Raw genomic sequence first — 16,813 nt, 5'->3', positions numbered from 1 at the left:
TTCACGAGCACTCACCCTGTACGGAGCACCCGTGTGTACTTCGCATGACCACGAGCAAGAGCAGTGCGAGCGGGCCCAGGCGGGCGCCGGGCGGCGCAACTTCCTCCGGGCCACCGCGCTGCTCGGTGCCGCCGCCACGGCCGCCGTCACCGTGCCGGGCGTCGCCGAGGCGGCCCCCGACACGGCGTCCACGAAGGCGGGTTGGCGGCCCGACACCGACAGCCGGCGCTTCACGCTCGCCGTGATGCCGGACACCCAGTACCTCTTCGACGGGCCGAGCATCGACAAGGCGCCGATCGAGGCCTCGCTGCGCTATCTGCTGGAGCACGGCAAGGACGACAACATCGTCTTCCTGTCCCACCTCGGCGACCTGACGCAGAACGGCGCCGTGACCGAATTCGCCGCCATCGGGGAGGCGTTCGGGCTGCTGGACCGGCGGGGCGTCGGCTACAGCGTGCTGGCGGGCAACCACGACATCTCGTCGTCGACGGACGACCAGCGCGGGACGTCGGCCTACCTGGACACGTTCGGTCCGCGGCGGTTCAAGAACAAGTCCACGTTCGGCGGGGCCTCTTCGGACGGCTACAACACGTACCACGTGTTCCAGGCGGCCGGGCGGGAGTGGCTCGTGCTGGCGCTGGACTGGCGGCTCTCGGCGAAGGGCTACGCGTGGGCGAAGGACGTCATCGCGCAGCACCCGAAGACGCCGGTCGTCCTCACCACGCACGAACTCGTCGTGTCCGACGACACCTTGTCGGACTACGGCCAGCAGCTGTGGGACCAGCTCATCGCCGACCACGACCAGATCTTCCTCACCCTGAACGGCCACTACTGGCCCGCCGGCCGGGCGACCCGCAAGAACGCGGCGGGCAACGACGTCCACCTGCACCTGACGAACTATCAGAACCGCTACTTCGGCGGTGCGGCGATGATCCGCCTCTACCACTTCGACCTGGACCGCGACGTCATCGACGTGGAGACGGTGTCGCCGTGGATCCTGGGCCGGGCCGCGAGGGGCCTCAACGAGCTGGAGCGGCAGGAGATCGAACTCAGCGGCGACGCCGACCGGTTCTCCGTCGGCATCGACTTCGCGGAGCGCTTCGCGGGCTTCGACCCGGTGCCTGCCCGCGCGGCGCGTCCCGCGTCGAAGATGGTGATCCCGGGCACGACCGCCTACTGGCGCTTCGAGTCCCCGGCCTCCGGCACCGTCCGTGACCTGTCCGGCCACGGCAACGACCTCACCGTGGTCGCGGTCAACGGCGGCACGCTCGGCTGGACCGCCGACCACCACCCGGACCAACCCGGCCACGGCAGCCTGGAGTTCACCGGCTACAAGTCCCCGCTCAAGGGCGCCTACCTGCGCACGGTCGACCGTGCACCGCTCAACTCCGCGACGTTCGAGCGGGGTTACACGATCGAGGCGTTCTTCCGGCTGCCCGCCGACTGGGACCCGGACCACAACGCCTGGTCCGGGCTGGTGAGCCGGACCGGCACCGGCGGTGACGCGGGCAAGACCGCGGACGACCCGGACGAGCCCCTCGCCACGCTCTCCCTGTCCAACGACCGCGAGCCGCAGTGGGCGGTACGTCCGCTCAACCAGGAAGGCATCGCCAGCAATTGGGGCCAGGAGACCCCGCTGGAGACCTGGACGCACCTCGCCGTCGTGAACGACGGCAGGCACACCACCCTGTACGTCGACGGCTGCCCGGTCGTACGCAACCCGAAGGCCGCCGCCGTGGGCCTCGCCTCGGTCGGCCTGCCGTGGCTGCTCGGCGGCTACACCTACGCGGACAAGATCGACCAGATCCTGCACGGCCGCCTCGGCGACGTCCGGATCGTCTCCCGGGCGCTGCCCGTGACCTCCTTCATGACCCACTGACAGCCCTCCAGAGGACTCCGAAAGATCATGACCGAGCAGCAGCTGCCCACCTGGGCCGACCCGTCCGTCTCCCCCGCCGCCCTGGACGCGCAGGGCGTCTCCCGACGCCAACTCCTGCGCCGCGCGGGCCTGTTCGGCGCCGCCTTCACCCTCGGCGCGGGACCGCTCGCCACCCCGGCAGCGGCGGCCGGGCGGGGCTACGGCGGCAACGACCCGCGCCTGGCCTACCTCGTGGGCGACCACCACGTGCACTCGGTGTACAGCCACGACGCCAAGTACACGTTCTCCCAGCAGGCGAAGGCCGCCGCGACGTACGGCCTCGACTGGATGGTGTTCAACGAGCACTCCAACTTCGGACACGCCTCCTACGGAGCGAAGTTGGAGCACGCGGAGATCCTCAAGGCCCGCGCCGAGAACCCGCGCCAGCTGATCTTCCAGGGCCTGGAGTGGTACATCCCGGCCGCCGAACACTGCACGATCTTCGCCGCGCCCGGCCGCCACGAAGTGGATCTCCTCACGCAGTTCGAGCTGGCCTACGACGGGAAGCTGCTCGGCTACACCGAGGGCTCGGCCGGGGCCACGGACACCGCGCGCAACGAGGCGCACGCCGTCAAGGCCATCAAGTGGCTGGCGGAGCAGCGCCGTTCGGGCTACGTCGACGACGTCCTGGTCCTGGCCAACCACCCGCTGCGCCTGGGCATCGACTCCCCGCACGAGATGCGGGCCTGGCGGGACGCGGCCCCCGAGATCATGATCGGCATGGAGGGCGCGCCGGGCGCCCAGGGCGCGGCCCTGCCCGGTCTGCGCAGTACGACGTCGATCCGGGGCGAGTACGAGAACAAGCCCTCGGCGCAGTCCTGGTCGGGCTATCCCACGGACGCGTATCTGACCTACGGCGGCTTCGACTGGGCGACGGCGACCGTGGGCGGGCTGTGGGACTCGATGCTGGCCGAGGGCCGGCTGTTCTCGATCACCACGAACTCGGACAACCACCGTACGGTCTACGACACCTGGGCCAACGGCGCCTGGCCCGAGGGGCAGAACTTCGACAACACCGGCAAGCTGCCCGACCCGGTGCAGACCGGCACCCCGCAGCCCGGCAGCGACTTCTGGCCCGGCGAGTTCAGCCGCACGCATGTCGGCGTGACGCGTTACGGCTACGGCGCGGTGATGGAGGGGATGCGCGCGGGCCGGGTCTGGGTCGACCACGGGCATCTGCTGGACGGGCTCGACGTCCGCCTCAAGCGGGACTGCGACGGCGGCCGGGGCGTCACACTGGGCGGCCGGCTGCGGGCGCGCAGGGGCGACCGGCTCACGCTGAGCGTCACCGTGACGACCGCCTCGCGGCCCAACGCCCAGGGAATCCTGCCGGAGTTGGCGCACGTGGACGTGATCCGGGGCGCGGTGCGCGGCGCGGTGACCGACCGGGACGCCTGGCGGGCGCCCGACACGAAGGTCGTCCGCACGGCCGACGTGGACGGCCGCAAGGGGACGTACACCCTGCGCGTCCCGGTGACCGTCGGGGACGAGCCGTTCTATCTGCGGCTGCGCGGCAGCGACGGCCGGCGGCACGGCGCCGGCTACCTGGGTGCCTCGGTCGATCCGCACGGCCCGATCCCCCACGAGCCCGGAAACGGTGACCCGTGGGCCGACACGTGGTTCTATTCCAACCCCATCTTCGTCGATCTGGCAGGTAACTGATGAAGCGTCAACTCACCGCCCTCGCTGCCTTATTGGGTGCCTTCACGCTCGGCGTGAGCACCTCCTCGGCCGCCGCCGCGACCACCTGGGTGGAGACCGGCACGGCCTACACCGACAGCCTCGGCGGCGGCGAGGGCGTCGCGTCCCGCGCAGACGGCTCGCTGCTGTACCGCGGGCTCGCGTCCATCCCGCTGGATCTGCGCGTCCAGGGCTGGAACCACATCGGCGACCCGGACATCGCGAACGGCTATGTCTTCGACGCCTACCAGGGCGCCGACACGGCCACGTCCAAGATGTTCGCGGTCACCACACCGTCCGGGACGCGCTACACGTACGTCCACCCGCTGGACTCGGGCGAGAAGATCAACAACTCCTTCGACGCGATCTCGCCGGACACCCAGTGGATGGTGTCGGGCGAGTGGGGCGACCAGTCCAGACTCCAGGTCTTCCCCACTCCCCTGCTCAATCCGTCCACTCCGGCGACGGGTGGCACGCTGCCGCAGGCCGGGCAGATCACCCTGGACAGGACGGTGAACGACATCCAGGGCTGCGACTTCGTGACGGACACCCGGCTGGTGTGCGTCTCGGACGACGCGTCGGGGACCAAGTTCCCCGAGATCCGCCCGCTGCTCCAGGTCGACCTGCCGCACAAGCTGGACGGGCAGCCGATCACCGGTACGGTCACGAGCCTGTTCGCGCTGCCCCAACGCAGCATCTGCACGGGCACGTTCGAGGCCGAGGGCGTCGACTACGACGTGAACAGCCAGACCTTGCGCGCCGAGGTGGTCCAGCCGGGCGTGTGCGCGGTGTCGACCAGCGTCTACTCGTACAAGCAGCAGTAGCGGGTGTGGAGTTGAGGGCCGCTCAGGCGTAGAACCGCGAGAGGCTCTGGAGGACGGCGGCGGGCTTCGGCCCGCCGTCGATCTCGATCGTGCCGTCGACGGCGATCTGCACCCCGCCCGGCACCTCCTCCACGGAGGCGAGCCTCGCGACCAGCCGGATCCGCGAGCCGACCTTGACCGGTGCGGGGAAACGCACCTTGTTCAGGCCGTAGTTGACCTTCGTGGACACGCCCTCGACGTCCAGCAGCTCGGTGAAGAGCGGGATGAAGAGGGACAGGGTCAGATAGCCGTGCGCGATGGGCGCGCCGAAGGGGCCCGCCGCCGCCCTCTCCGGGTCGACGTGGATCCACTGGTGGTCGCCGGTCGCGTCGGCGAAGGTGTCGACGCGTTCCTGGGTGACCTCGATCCACTCGCTGGAGCCGAGGTCGCTGCCCGCGAGCTTCTTGAGTTCGTCGAGACCGTTGACGGTGATGGTCATGAGTAGCCTGTTCCTTGAGGGAGTTGCGGGTCGCTATCGGTCGCCGAAGCGCTGGCGCACCCGGGACTTGAGGAGCTTCCCCGAGGCGGTGCGCGGGAGTTCGTCCGCGACCACCACCGACTTGGGGATCTTGTACTTGGCCAGCCGGCCGGCCAGTGAGGCCAGTACCTCGTCGGGGTCCAGCGAGGCACCCTCGCGCGGGACGACGACCGCGCGCGGCACCTCGCCCCACTTGTCGTCCGCGACACCGATGACCGCGCACTCCACGATGTCGGGGTGGGCCAGCAGCAGGTCCTCGATCTCGGCGGGGTAGATGTTCTCCCCACCGGAGATGATCATGTCCTTGATCCGGTCGACGATGTACACGTAGCCGTCGTCGTCGGTCCGGGCCGCGTCCCCGCTGCGGAACCAGCCGTCGGCGAAGACCGCGGCCGTCTCCTCGGGCAGCCCCCAGTAGCCGGGCATGACATGCGGCCCGCGCACCACGACCTCGCCGGTCTCGCCGACGTCGGTCGGGGTGAGGTCCGGCCGCAGGACCCGTACGTCGCTGAAGAAGTGCGGCACACCGGCCGAACCCGCCTTGCTCACGGCGTGTTCGGCGTCCAGGAACAGCGTGCCGGGCGCGGCCTCCGTCATGCCGTAGCCCTGGAGGAAGGTCAGACCCCGCTCCTGGTAGGCGGCGATCAGCGGGGACGGCACCGGGGAGCCGCCGCAGGTGAGGATGCGCAGCGAGGACAGATCTGCGTCGGCCCAGCGGGGGTGGCGGGCGATCTGGTCGAACATCGTCGGCACCCCGAACATGAAGGTGATCCGGTGCCGTTCGACCAGATCGAAGGTGGCGTCCGGGTCGAAGGACTCGACCAGCACGCAGGTGCCGCCCTTGAGCAGCACCGGCAGGGTGAGCATGTTGAGGCCGGCCGTGTGGAACAACGGGGCGGAGACCAGGGCGCGTTCGTCGGCGATCAGGTCGGTGTCGACGAGGACGTTGAGCGCGTTCCAGGTCAGGTTGCCGTGCGTGAGCATGGCGCCCTTGGGGCGGCCGGTCGTGCCCGAGGTGTACATGATGATGCAGGTGTCGTCTGCGGTGACGGGCTCGTCGATCGGCTCGGCGGACGCGGCTTCGAGCAACTCCTCGTATTCCGGGCCGACTTCGATGTAGACGCGTACGTCGGTGCTGCCGGGCAGGCCGGCGACGAGGGCGGTGTGCGTCGGGCCGTAGACGAGGATCTTGGCGCCGGAGTCGGCGAGTTGGTAGGCGATCTCGGGAGTGGTGAGGCGGGTGTTGAGCGGGACGAAGACCGCGCCGAGAACGCCTGCGGCGAACAGCGTCTCCAGGTAGGAGGCGTGGTTGGGGCCGAGATAGGCGATGCGGTCACCGCGGCGGACACCCCGGGTGCGCAGGGCGTGGGCGAGGCGGGTGGTTCGTGTATGCAGTGTGCTGTAGTCCATCGACGCGCTGGTGCCGCTCGTCGACGATCCGCTGTCGACTGTCGACGATCCACCGCCGACCGTGGACGCCCCGCCGACGACCGCGGACGACCCACCGTCGACTGTCGACGGCCCATTGCCGACCACCGACGGTCCACCGTCGACCGTGGACAACCCATTGGCGACCGTAGACGGTCCACCGTCGACCGCCGATGATCCACCACCGACCGCGGACGGTCCACCGTCGACTGTCGACGAACCACTCCCGACCACCAACGATCCTCCGCCGACCGTCGACAGTCCACCGTGGATCAAAGCCGTGCGGTGTGGGGTCTTGCGGGCCCGGCGTGCGGGCCAGGAGCCCAGTCCCTCGTTGCGCATCCGGCGCCCCTTACGTCAGCCCGAGCAGGCGGGCGGCGTTGTCCTTGAGGATCTTCGGCCTGACCTCGTCCTTGATGGGCAGCTTCTCGAAGTCGGCGAGCCAGCGGTCCGGGGTGAGGACGGGGTAGTCGGAGCCGAAGAGGACCTTGTCCTTGAGCAGGGTGTTGGCGTACTGCACCAGCTGCGGCGGGAAGTACTTCGGCGACCAGCCGGACAGGTCGATGTGGACGCCCGGCTTGTGGGTGGCGACGGCGAGGGCCTCGTCCTGCCAGGGGAAGGACGGATGCGCCAGAATGATCTTGAGGTGCGGGAAGTCGGCGGCGACGTCGTCCACGTGCAGCGGGTTGGAGTACTTCAGGCGGATGCCGCCGCCGCCCGGCACCCCCGCGCCGATGCCCGTCTGGCCGGTGTGGAAGAGGGCGATGGTGCCGGTCTCCTCGATGACCTCGTACAGGTCGTAGGCGACGGCCCGGTCGTTCGGGAAGAAGCCCTGGATGCTGGGGTGGAACTTGAAGCCCTTGACGCCGTACTCCTCGACCAGCCGCCGGGCCCGCTTCACGCCCGCTCGGCCCCGGAACGGGTCGATGGACGCGAAGGGGATGAGGACGTCGGCGTTGGCGGCGGCGGCCTCGGCGACCTCCTCGTTCGGGACGGGCTCGGTGCCGGTCGCGGACTCGGCGTCGACCGTGAAGATCACGGCGGCCATCTTCCGCTCGCGGTAGTAGGCGGCGGTCTCCTCAAGGGTCGGCTTCCGCTTGCCCTCGACCTTGAAGTAGGCCGAGGAGGCGTCGTGGAGGTCGTCGTCCAGGGAGGAGTGGCCCTTGGAGGACACCTCCGCGTGGGTGTGGACGTCGATCGCGACGAGGTCGCCGATGTCCATGGGGGATGTCATCACGCCTCCGGCAGCTTCGGTGCGGGAATGCCGACCGACTGGAGTTCGGCGCCGACCGAGGTGGGGAAGGCGACGGCCAGGGTCTCGGGGGTCCAGCCGCCGTCGGCGTAGGCCGTGCTGATCTCCTGCGGGTGGGACCAGAGTGCCACCTTGTCGCCGCCGATGCCGATGGCCTGGCCGGTGATACCGCGCGCGGCCTCGGAGGCGAGGAAGGGGACGAGGGCGGCGCAGTCCTCGGGGGTGCCGAAGCCCTCGCCCTTGCGGAGGAAGTCGGGCAGCGGCTCTCCGTCGCGCAGGGCCTCGACATAGGGGGCGAACGCGGGGATCGTCTCGGTCATGGCGGTCGCGGCGACCGGCACGATCGCGTTGACGGTGATGCCCGCGCGGCCGAGCTCCATCGACCAGGTGCGGGCGAAGGCGGCGATGCCGGCCTTGGCGGCGGAGTAGTTCGTCTGGCCGAAGTTGCCGCGCTGGCCGGCCGGCGAGCCGACCAGGATCAGGCTGCCGCCCTCGCCCTGTTCGCGCATCCGTACGGCGGCGGCGCGGGCGCAGGTGAAGGTGCCCTTGAGGTGGGTGGTGATCACCGCGTCGAAGTCGTCGTCGGTCATCTTCCACAGCACCTTGTCGCGCAGGATGCCCGCGTTGGTGACCAGGACGTCCAGGCGGCCGAACTCCTCGACGGCACGGCCGACCAGCCGTTCGGCGGCCTCGGTCGTGCCGACCGGGACCACTTCGGCGACGGCGGTGCCGCCCGCCTCGGTGATCGACTTCACGGCCTGCTCGGCCACCGCCTCGTCGATGTCGTTGACGACCACGGACGCGCCGCGGTCGGCCAGGGCGTGCGCGTAGGCGAGGCCGAGGCCCCGGCCGCTGCCGGTGACGACGGCGACCTTGCCGGTCAGATCGATGCTGGGCACGAGCGAGTCCCTTCACAAGACGATGCGCCCCGATGCGGCTACCGGCGCACCGGGGGCGGCTGCGAGATCGAAGCTAAGAGCAATAATTGTTGACGTCAATAGTTGTTGCCGACGGACCAGGTGCGTCACACTGGCCCCGAACCACCGCACGCCCCGCCCGGGGCCTCGACCCAGGGAGCCCGCCATCGCCCGCCAGCAGCACGCCGCGAACCCCCCGATCGACGCGCACGAGCCGTGGATGCGCGGGCTGCACGCGGACACCGGCTACCTCCTGTACCGGCTGGGCCTGCGCTCCGGCCAGCTCTTCAACACGTTCCTCCAGGAGTCGGGCCTGCGGCTGCGCCACTACGCGCTGCTGCGCTTCCTGGCCACCTCCGAGGGCGCCCTCCAGCGCGAGCTGAGCACGCGGCTGGGCTACGACCCGAGTGCGATCGTCGGCCTGGTCGACGACCTGGAGAAACTGGGCTTCGCCGAGCGCCGCCCTTCCCCCGACGACCGGCGAAGCCGCATCGTGGTCCTCACGAGCGACGGCCGCGGCTTTCTGCGCGACACGGACGAGGCCGGACTGCGCGTGACGAACGAACTGCTCGGCCCGCTGGACGCGACCCAGCGGGAGACCCTGCACACGCTGCTGCAACAGGTCGCCGAGGACGGGCTCGCCTGACAACGGGACGAGACGAACAAGGCTGAACAAGGCGGAACAAGGCGGAACAAGGACGGACGAGGAGGTACGGCGATGACCACGACCCGGTCGGCGACGCCCGTCAGCCCGGAGACGCCCGTGAGCCCGGAGACGCCTGCGCCTTCCGAGCCGATCTCCCCTTCCAAACCGACCTCACCTTCCGAGCCGACCGCCCGGTCCGCGCGCACCGCGCACCCCGTACGTGCCGCGCACCCCGCACGACCCGTGCGCACCACGCTCCCCGCGCGTTCCGCCCCGGACCGGCTGCTCGCCGTGCTCGCCGCCTTCGACCACGAGCACACGGCCCTGTCGCTGTCCGACATCGCCCGCCGGGCCGGGCTCACCCTGACCACCGCGCACCGGCTCGCGGGCGCCCTCGCCGAGTGGGGCGCGCTGGAGCGGGACACCTCCGGCGTCTACCACGTGGGACTGCGGCTGTGGGAGATCGCGGCGCTGGCGCCCCGCGGTCTCGCCCTGCGTCAGCTGGCCCTGCCCTACCTGGAGGACCTCTACGAATCGACGCACGAGAACGTGCAGTTGGCGGTGCGGGACGGCACTGAGGTCGTCTACACCGAGTGGCTCTCGGGCCGTTCGGCGGTCGGCGTGCACATCCGGGTGGGCGCCCGCTGGCCGCTGCACGCCACCGGAGTGGGCCTCGCCCTGCTGGCCCACGACGAGCCGGACCGCCAAGAGGCCTACTGCGCGGGCGAGTTGGCGTCCTTCACGCCGTACACGATCACCGATCCGGTACGGCTGCGGCGGGTACTGGCCGAAGTGCGGCGCGCCGGTGTGGCGGTGAGCGACCGTCAGGTCACGGACGACGCGCTGTCGGTGGCCGCTCCGGTGCGCGGGCCGGGCGGTGCGGTGGTGGCGGCCGTGTCGGTCGTCGTACCCCAAGTGGACGCCCAGGTAGCGGCGTTGATCCCGGCGGTCCGGCTCGCGGCACGCGGGATCTCGCGGGCGCTCGGGTGGCGTCCGGAGCGGTGAGACAGCCGGCCGGTGAACTGCCCTCCGTGTGGCGGCGCGGTCTTTCAGCCTTCTTCCACGCGATGTGTTCAGGCGATTTTTCAGGCGACCTTTGAGGCCTTCGCTGAGACCTTCACCGGGGCCTTCACTGGGGCCTTCACTGGGGCCTTATTTCAGGCCTTCTTTCAGGCGCTCTTCACAGGAATCTCAGGTGAGGGCCCTGGGATTCAAAGATTCAACCCATGGAAGTGACGCAGGATGCAACGGCACTGGTGATCTCGTCGCGTACGGCCAGTGGTGTGCGCGACACCTGGAGGAAGGCCTGCCGTGGGCGTGTCGCACATATCCAACCGGTCCGAGAAGCCGTCGGAGAGGTGGTCCCGGCGCGGGGTCCTCACCGTGCTCGGGGTGGTACCGGCGGCCGTGCTGACCGGTTGCAGCGGCTCGGCGGGCGCCACGGAGAGCGCCGCGTCCGGCGGCGCGTCGGCGAAGGCCTCGGTGAAGTCCGCGAAGACACCGACCGTCACGGTCTCCCCCGCCGACGGCACGAAGAAGGCCGACTTCTCGACCCCGGTGACGGTGACGGTGGCCGACGGCACGTTCGCCACGGTCAAGGTGACCGGCAACGACGGCTCCACGCTCGCCGGGACCTTCAACGACGCGAAGACGAAGTGGACGTCCACGAAGAACCCGTACTCGGGCACGAAGTACACGGTCGCCGCGCAGGCGCGGGGCGCCGCCGTGAAGAGCGCGACCTTCACCACCAAGTCGCCCGGCGAGACCTTCGTCGGCTACTTCACCCCCGAGGCGAACTCCACCTCCGGCGTCGGCATGCCCGTGTCCATCAACTTCACGCACGCCGTCAAGGACCGCGCCGCCGTCCAGAAGGCGATCACGGTCACCGCCGAGCCCGCCGTCGAGGTGGTCGGCCACTGGTTCAGCGACACCCGCCTCGACTTCCGCCCCGAGACCTACTGGGCGGCGGGCACGAAGATCACGCTCAGCCTGCGGCTGAAGGACGTCGAGGGGCAGGACGGTGTCTACGGTATCCAGTCCAAGGACGTCACCTTCCACATCGGGCGCGAGCAGATCAGCACGGTCGACCTGTCCACCAAGGAGATGGTGGTCAAGCGGAACGGCACGACCCTCGCCACCTATCCGGTCAGCGGCGGCAACGCCCAGCACACCACCTGGTCCGGGATCATGGTGATCAGCGAGCGGTTCAAGCAGACCCGCATGGAGTCCTCGACGGTCGGGCTCGGCGACGAGTACGACATCTCCGACGTCCCGCACGCCCAGCGCCTGACCACGTCCGGCACCTTCGTGCACGGCAACTACTGGGCGTCCACCTCGGTGTTCGGCCACGAGAACACCAGCCACGGCTGCGTGGGCCTGCACGACGCCAAGGGCGCGAGCGACAGTTCCGTGGCGGGCTACAAGTTCTACGACAGCTCGATGCTCGGCGATGTCGTCGTCGTGAAGAACTCGGGCGAGAAGACGGTCGCGGCCGACAACGGCCTCAACGGGTGGAACCTGTCCTGGGCGGACTGGAAGGCGGGCAGCGCGGTCTGAGGCCGCGGGGCGGACGAACGGTCAGCGCGACCCAGATGACCAGCACCGACACCGTCATACGCACCGCCGGCATCGCTTCCGCCCCCACCGCCCCCACCACCACCGCCGCCCCCGCCCTCGTCCCCACCCGCACCCCCACCCGCGCCCGCGCCCCGCGTTCGAACCACCCGCGTGGTCGAACCACATGCCCCAAGCCCTGCCCGCCCACCGCTCCCCCGGCGCCCCGCCCGCCGGGGAGCCCCACGGAATCCGCCTCTTTCACCCGCATTCATCGCCTTCATCACCTGAACTCCCGCACAGCGAAAGGACTTTCCCGGCTTCACCTCTTGACGACCGGAGTTGCGGCGAGCACATTGACCGCGCACCCACTGCGTGAGAGCGCTCTCAGACAGTGGGCGCGGCACCCGCACCCCCACTCCGTACCCGAGAGGCACCCATGAGTGAAACCTCCGGCACGCAGCGCAGACCCCGTCCCCTCCGGCGTGTGCTGATCGCCGCCCTCAGCACCCTCGGCCTCGCGATCGCCACCGCCACCGCCTTCACCCTGCCCGCGGACGCCTCCGCGCCCACGCCCCCCACCGGCTGGACGCAGGTCTTCCTCGACGACTTCAACGGCGCCGCGGGCTCCGGCGTCTCCACCACCAACTGGCAGTACGACACCGGCACTTCGTATCCGGGCGGCGCCGCGAACTGGGGCACGGGCGAGGTCGAGTCGATGACCTCGTCCACCAACAACGTGGCGCTCGACGGCAACGGCAACCTGCTGATCACCCCGCGCCGGGACGCCTCCGGCAACTGGACCTCGGGCCGGATCGAGACCAACCGCACCGACTTCCAGCCGCCGGCCGGCGGGAAGCTGCGGGTGGAGGCCCGCATCCAGCTGCCGAACGTCACCGGTTCGTCGGCGCTCGGCTACTGGCCCGCGTTCTGGATGCTGGGCGCGCCCTTCCGGGGCAACTACCAGAACTGGCCCAGCGTGGGCGAGTTGGACATCATGGAGAACGTCCAGGGCCTCAACACCGACTGGGCGACGATGCATTGCGGCACCAACCCGGGCGGCCCCTGCAACGAGACGACCGGCATCGGCGGCAACACCGCGTGTACCGGCACCACATGCCAGGCCGGCTTCCACACCTACGCCATGGAGTGGGACCGCTCGACGAGCCCCGAGCAGATCCGCTTCTACCTCGACGGCGTCAACTTCCATACCGTCAACGCCAGTCAGGTCGACGCGACCACCTGGGCCAACGCCACCAACCACGGTTTCTTCATCATCCTGAACGTGGCGATGGGCGGCGGCTTCCCGGCGGCGTACGGCGGCGGCCCGACCAGCGCCACCGACCCGAACCACCCGATGACGGTGGACTACGTCCAGGTGCTCCAGTCAAGTGGGAGCGGTACCACGACCCCGCCGACCGGCAGCCGGGACGCGTACAGCGCCATCCAGGCCGAGTCGTACGACAGCCAGTCCGGTGTGACGGCCGAGACGACCACGGACACCGGCGGCGGACAGGACATCGGTTACATCGCCAACGGCGACTGGGCCCTCTACAAGGGTGTCAACTTCGGTTCGACGGCGGCCACCCAGTTCTACGCCCGGGTGGCCAGCGGGGCGGCGAGCGGGGTGAGCGGTCTGGTCCAGGTGCGCCTGGACAGTCCGACGGCGACCCCGATCGGCAGCTTCTCCATCGCGAGTACGGGAGGTTGGCAGACCTGGCAGACGGTCCCGGCCAACATCAGTTCGGTGACGGGCACGCACGACGTGTATCTGACGTTCAGCAGCGGCCAGTCGGCGGACTTCGTGAACGTGAACTGGTTCGACTTCGGTCACTGATCCCGATCGCCCACGGGGAGAAGGGGTTTCACGCGTGCGCGTGGAGCCCCTTCTCGCCGTGCCCACGTCTCCCCCTGCCCCGCGTTCCCCCCGCCCCGCCCCGTCCCGTCCTCAGCGCAGCTCCGCGCGGAATCCCGCCGGCGTCACATCCGTGTGCTGCTGGAAGAACTTGGAGAAGTTCGCCGCGTCGGGGAAGCCGACGGCCGCCCCCACCCGGCCGATCGGCAGATCGGTGTGGGCCAGCAGCCGCTTGGCCTCCAGGACGACCCGCTTGTCGATGAAACCCTTGGGGGTCTCGCCGGTGGCCGCGCGGACGGCGCGGACCAGGGTGCGGCGGGAGTAGCCGAGGGCGTCGGCGTAGGCGCTGACGCTGTGGTTGGTGGCGAAGCCCTTCTCCACCGCGTCGCGGAAGAGCGTGAACGTCGTGTCGGCCTGTCGCCGGGCCGCCTCCGCCGAGCTGGCCGCGAGATGCGCGAGCCGGAGCAGGAACGCGGTCAGGGAGTGCCGTAGGACCGAGGTGTGGAGGCTGAGGGGGAGGGTCGTCGAGTCCTCGTACTCGCGGCGCAGTTGGGCCAGGGAGGAGCGGAGGGCGGCGAGGCGGGGCGGGTCGGGGTGCAGGTGGGGCGGCAGGTCGTAGCGGTAGAGGCCGGTCGCCTCGACCGTGGCGCGGGGCAGGAAGCCGGGCTGCATGGTCAGGGCCGTGCCGCGGTAGGCGTCGGGGTGGGAGAAGCGGTGGACCTGGCCGGGGCGGATCCACAGGACGTCGCCGGCCGCCGCCTCGTACTCGGCGAAGTCGATCATGTGGCGGACCGGGCCCTCGTCGAAGAGCATCACCACATGGAAGTCGATGCGGTGGACCCGGTTGAGGGGTGCGTCGGCGTGCCAGGTGCGTCCGGTGCCCATCGGGCCGACCTGCATGCCGACCCCGCAGACGCTCAGATCGACAGGGAAGGGAAACGTTCTGATCATGTCGTCGTCACCGCCGACGCCTTGGATGGTTCTGTCCGCCATGTCCTTCTCGTGCCGCCTCAGTACGCGTTCCGGTGTCCCACTTTCACCACAGGCTGGCACACCGGCACCTTCCCTCATAAAAGTCAGACTTTTAGATTTGAAGGTGTCCGAGCAGTTCTGCCGCTCCAACCGAGGACTTCTTGAAGATGAACGCGCACACACCTGATGACTTCGAGTGGACCGATCTCGACCGTCGAGCCGTGGACACCGCACGTGTTCTGGCCGCCGACGCGGTGCAGAAGGTGGGCAACGGACACCCGGGCACCGCGATGAGCCTGGCCCCCGCCGCGTACACGATCTTTCAGAAGGTGATGCGTCACGACCCCGCGGATCCCGAGTGGACCGGTCGTGACCGCTTCGTCCTCTCCCCCGGCCACACCTCGCTGACGCTGTACACGCAGCTGTACCTGGCGGGCTACGAGCTGGAGCTGGAGGACCTGAAGGCGTTCCGGACGCACGGGTCGAAGACGCCTGGCCATCCCGAGTACGGGCACACGGCCGGTGTGGAGACCACGACCGGACCGCTGGGCCAGGGTGTCGCCAACGCCGTGGGCATGGCGATGGCGGCCCGCTACGAGCGCGGCCTGTTCGACCCGGACGCCCCCGAGGGCGAGTCGCCCTTCGACCACACCATCTGGGCGATCGTCTCCGACGGCGACCTGGAGGAGGGCATCTCCGCCGAGGCCTCCTCCCTGGCCGGCCACCAGAAGCTCGGCAACCTGGTCTTCGTCTACGACGACAACCACATCTCCATCGAGGGCGACACCGCGACCGCCTTCTCCGAGGACGTGCTGAAGCGGTACGAGGCCTACGGCTGGCACACCCAGCGCATCGAGCCCGCCGCCGACGGCGACATCGACCCGCACGCGCTGTACACGGCGCTCAGGACGGCGCAGGCCGAGACCACGCGCCCCTCCATCATCGCCATGCGCACGATCATCGCCTGGCCCGCCCCCAACGCCCAGAACACCGAGGCCGCCCACGGCTCCGCGCTCGGCGCCGAGGAGATCGCGGCCACCAAGCGCGTCCTCGGCTTCGACCCGGAGCGGTCCTTCGAGGTCGCGGACGAGGTCCTCGCGCACAGCCGCCGGGCCCTGGACCGGGGTGCCGAGGCGCACGCAGGGTGGGACAAGCAGCTCGACAAGTGGCGCGGTGCCCGGCCCGAGCGGGCGGAGCTCTTCGACCGGATCGTCGGCGGCCGGCTCCCCGAGGGCTGGGAGCGGTCCCTGCCGGTCTTCGAGGAGGGTTCCTCCGTCGCCACCCGGGCCGCCTCCGGCAAGGTCCTCCAGGCACTTGGAACGGTCCTGCCCGAGCTGTGGGGCGGCTCCGCCGACCTGGCCGGTTCGAACAACACCACCATCGACAAGACCTCGTCCTTCCTCCCGGAGGGCAATCCGCTCCCGGAGGCGAACCCGTACGGCCGTACGATCCACTTCGGCATCCGCGAGCACTCCATGGCGGCCGAGATGAACGGCATCGCCCTGCACGGCAACACGCGCGTCTACGGCGGCACCTTCCTGGTGTTCTCCGACTACATGCGCAACGCCGTGCGCCTCTCCGCGCTGATGCAGCTCCCGGTGACGTACGTGTGGACGCACGACTCCATCGGCCTCGGCGAGGACGGCCCCACCCACCAGCCGGTCGAGCACCTCGCCTCGCTGCGCGCGATCCCGGGGCTGAACATCGTCCGCCCCGCCGACGCCAACGAGACGGCGGTCGCCTGGGCCGAGATCCTCCGGCGGCACGCCACGAAGCCCGCCCCGCACGGACTCGCGCTGACCCGCCAGGGTGTGCCGACGTACGCGCCCAACTCCGATGCGGCGCGCGGCGGTTACGTCCTGAAGGACTCCTCCACCGAGACTCCCGACGTCGTGCTGATCGCGACCGGCTCCGAGGTCCACCTCGCCGTCGGGGCGCGCGAGCGGCTGGAGGCGGAGGGCGTGGGCACCCGGGTGGTGTCGATGCCGTCCGTGGAGTGGTTCGAGGAGCAGCCGCGCGAGTACCGCGACAGCGTCCTTCCGCCGTCCGTGAAGGCCCGCGTTGCGGTCGAGGCCGGGATCGGTCTCACGTGGTACCGGTTCGTGGGTGACGCAGGACGCATCGTCTCCCTCGAACACTTCGGCGCCTCCGCCGATGCCACGACCCTGTTCGCCGAGTTCGGTTTCACGGCCGAGAACGTCGCCGCTGCGGCCCGGGAATCCCTTGCCGCCGCGCGCGGTTGATCCGATCG

General features: G+C 70.1%; 13 protein-coding genes. 8 read left to right on the top strand and 5 right to left on the bottom strand.

Features of this window, described 5'->3' with window-relative positions:
• The first annotated feature begins 31 nt into the window (after positions 1-31).
• The 3 genes from ACIQPR_RS07210 to ACIQPR_RS07200 are packed head-to-tail and all read left to right on the top strand — an operon-like array spanning position 32 to position 4,422.
• Positions 32-1,879, top strand: coding sequence for a LamG-like jellyroll fold domain-containing protein (locus tag ACIQPR_RS07210; RefSeq protein WP_403643277.1), 1,848 nt, complete (start codon positions 32-34; stop codon positions 1,877-1,879).
• Between the two features lie 27 nt (positions 1,880-1,906).
• On the top strand, positions 1,907-3,580 hold the full coding sequence (locus ACIQPR_RS07205) for a histidinol-phosphatase (protein WP_403643274.1): 1,674 nt from the start codon (positions 1,907-1,909) through the stop codon (positions 3,578-3,580).
• Complete coding sequence (locus ACIQPR_RS07200) at positions 3,580-4,422, top strand: hypothetical protein (RefSeq protein ID WP_403643272.1); 843 nt, start codon at positions 3,580-3,582, stop codon at positions 4,420-4,422. Before ACIQPR_RS07205 ends, ACIQPR_RS07200 begins: the two co-directional genes overlap by 1 nt.
• Positions 4,423-4,444: 22 nt before the next feature.
• Here ACIQPR_RS07200 and ACIQPR_RS07195 read toward each other — a convergent pair whose 3' ends face one another.
• The 4 genes from ACIQPR_RS07195 to ACIQPR_RS07180 all read right to left on the bottom strand — a co-directional run bounded on the left by ACIQPR_RS07195 (position 4,445) and on the right by ACIQPR_RS07180 (position 8,518).
• Positions 4,445-4,900: a MaoC family dehydratase gene (locus ACIQPR_RS07195; protein WP_403643269.1), complete on the bottom strand. Its 456-nt coding sequence runs from the start codon at positions 4,898-4,900 to the stop codon at positions 4,445-4,447.
• Positions 4,901-4,933: 33 nt separating this feature from the next.
• Positions 4,934-6,502 (bottom strand): long-chain fatty acid--CoA ligase, encoded by a 1,569-nt coding sequence (locus ACIQPR_RS07190; RefSeq protein ID WP_403643266.1) that lies wholly within the window; start codon positions 6,500-6,502, stop codon positions 4,934-4,936.
• Positions 6,503-6,719: 217 nt separating this feature from the next.
• Positions 6,720-7,589, bottom strand: a complete 870-nt coding sequence (locus ACIQPR_RS07185; RefSeq protein ID WP_403644735.1) for an amidohydrolase family protein — start codon at positions 7,587-7,589, stop codon at positions 6,720-6,722.
• Between the two features lie 11 nt (positions 7,590-7,600).
• Positions 7,601-8,518 carry an SDR family NAD(P)-dependent oxidoreductase gene (locus tag ACIQPR_RS07180; RefSeq protein ID WP_403643263.1) on the bottom strand — a complete coding sequence of 306 codons (918 nt, stop codon included), beginning with the start codon at positions 8,516-8,518 and terminating at the stop codon, positions 7,601-7,603.
• Positions 8,519-8,756: 238 nt separating this feature from the next.
• On the opposite strand from ACIQPR_RS07180, the gene ACIQPR_RS07175 reads away from it, so the two are divergent.
• The 4 genes from ACIQPR_RS07175 to ACIQPR_RS07160 all read left to right on the top strand — a co-directional run bounded on the left by ACIQPR_RS07175 (position 8,757) and on the right by ACIQPR_RS07160 (position 13,572).
• Complete coding sequence (locus ACIQPR_RS07175; protein WP_403643260.1) at positions 8,757-9,182, top strand: MarR family winged helix-turn-helix transcriptional regulator; 426 nt, start codon at positions 8,757-8,759, stop codon at positions 9,180-9,182.
• A 72-nt stretch (positions 9,183-9,254) separates the two neighbouring features.
• Positions 9,255-10,187 carry an IclR family transcriptional regulator C-terminal domain-containing protein gene (locus ACIQPR_RS07170; RefSeq protein ID WP_403643258.1) on the top strand — a complete coding sequence of 311 codons (933 nt, stop codon included), beginning with the start codon at positions 9,255-9,257 and terminating at the stop codon, positions 10,185-10,187.
• Between the two features lie 306 nt (positions 10,188-10,493).
• A complete protein-coding gene (locus tag ACIQPR_RS07165) occupies positions 10,494-11,738 on the top strand; it encodes an Ig-like domain-containing protein (protein ID WP_403643255.1) in 1,245 nt (414 codons plus the stop codon).
• A gap of 436 nt (positions 11,739-12,174) precedes the next feature.
• The gene (locus tag ACIQPR_RS07160; RefSeq protein ID WP_403643252.1) at positions 12,175-13,572 is read left to right on the top strand and encodes a glycoside hydrolase family 16 protein; all 1,398 of its coding nucleotides are present in this window, start codon (positions 12,175-12,177) and stop codon (positions 13,570-13,572) included.
• 111 nt (positions 13,573-13,683) lie between these two features.
• Here ACIQPR_RS07160 and ACIQPR_RS07155 read toward each other — a convergent pair whose 3' ends face one another.
• Positions 13,684-14,583 carry a helix-turn-helix domain-containing protein gene (locus tag ACIQPR_RS07155; protein WP_403643249.1) on the bottom strand — a complete coding sequence of 300 codons (900 nt, stop codon included), beginning with the start codon at positions 14,581-14,583 and terminating at the stop codon, positions 13,684-13,686.
• Between the two features lie 146 nt (positions 14,584-14,729).
• On the opposite strand from ACIQPR_RS07155, the gene tkt reads away from it, so the two are divergent.
• On the top strand, positions 14,730-16,805 hold the full coding sequence (gene tkt, locus ACIQPR_RS07150) for a transketolase (RefSeq protein WP_403643246.1): 2,076 nt from the start codon (positions 14,730-14,732) through the stop codon (positions 16,803-16,805).
• Positions 16,806-16,813: the final 8 nt, after the last annotated feature.

Origin of the sequence: Streptomyces sp. NPDC091280, from assembly GCF_044768565.1 — a bacterium.
Lineage (GTDB): Bacteria > Actinomycetota > Actinomycetes > Streptomycetales > Streptomycetaceae > Streptomyces.
This window is presented reverse-complemented; position numbering and strand designations above follow the sequence as displayed.

Coding starts and splice junctions, on each gene's coding strand:
- ACIQPR_RS07205 (WP_403643274.1), top strand. CDS start 1,907: ATGACCGAGCAGCAGCTGCCCACCTGGGCCGACCCGTCCGTCTCCCCC.
- ACIQPR_RS07200 (WP_403643272.1), top strand. CDS start 3,580: ATGAAGCGTCAACTCACCGCCCTCGCTGCCTTATTGGGTGCCTTCACG.
- ACIQPR_RS07195 (WP_403643269.1), bottom strand. CDS start 4,900: ATGACCATCACCGTCAACGGTCTCGACGAACTCAAGAAGCTCGCGGGC.
- ACIQPR_RS07185 (WP_403644735.1), bottom strand. CDS start 7,589: ATGGACATCGGCGACCTCGTCGCGATCGACGTCCACACCCACGCGGAG.
- ACIQPR_RS07175 (WP_403643260.1), top strand. CDS start 8,757: ATGCGCGGGCTGCACGCGGACACCGGCTACCTCCTGTACCGGCTGGGC.
- ACIQPR_RS07170 (WP_403643258.1), top strand. CDS start 9,255: ATGACCACGACCCGGTCGGCGACGCCCGTCAGCCCGGAGACGCCCGTG.
- ACIQPR_RS07160 (WP_403643252.1), top strand. CDS start 12,175: ATGAGTGAAACCTCCGGCACGCAGCGCAGACCCCGTCCCCTCCGGCGT.
- ACIQPR_RS07155 (WP_403643249.1), bottom strand. CDS start 14,583: ATGGCGGACAGAACCATCCAAGGCGTCGGCGGTGACGACGACATGATC.
- tkt (WP_403643246.1), top strand. CDS start 14,730: ATGAACGCGCACACACCTGATGACTTCGAGTGGACCGATCTCGACCGT.